The organism is Neisseria sp. P0024.S006 (genome assembly GCF_051956595.1).
Lineage (GTDB): Bacteria > Pseudomonadota > Gammaproteobacteria > Burkholderiales > Neisseriaceae > Neisseria.
Genome location: NZ_JBQCXH010000089.1, coordinates 1 through 432, shown reverse-complemented (window position 1 = coordinate 432; position 432 = coordinate 1). Strand labels below are relative to the sequence as shown.

The window sequence follows — 432 nt, the reverse complement described above, 5'->3', positions numbered from 1 at the left end:
AAGCATCGGCAATCGACTCGACCAACTGCTGCGAAATCTCTTGCTTTGATGCCTTCTCCAACTCACGCTTTTTCATGTGATAAGACTGGGCAAAAAATACAGTCATGGCATTTTCGTCTGAGGCAAAACCTATATCTGGACGTGACACATCATTGCAGGCAATCATGTCGAGTTTTTTCGCCACTAACTTACCAGCAGCGTATTCTTCAACATTTTGTGTGTCAGCAGCAAAGCCAACCATGAATGGACGTTGTTCCTGCTGTGCAATGGTCGCTACGATATCCGGATTTTTGACCAAAGCCACCGCAAGCTCATCACCGGCTTTCTTAATCTTATGCTCAGCCACTTGTGCCACACGATAATCCGCCACTGCTGCCGTTGCAATAAAGATGTCACAACCGTCTTTGAGTTGGTTCATGCTGACATCAAGCA

At 46.3% G+C, this 432-nt stretch carries 1 protein-coding gene; it reads right to left on the bottom strand.

The window, feature by feature from the left end; translation table 11 throughout:
- Nucleotides 1-418, bottom strand: a 418-nt coding sequence (locus ACTHUF_RS11420) for a phosphopantothenoylcysteine decarboxylase domain-containing protein (protein WP_440407776.1), incomplete at its 3' end; no start/stop codon positions are given.
- Nucleotides 419-432 lie beyond the last annotated feature (14 nt).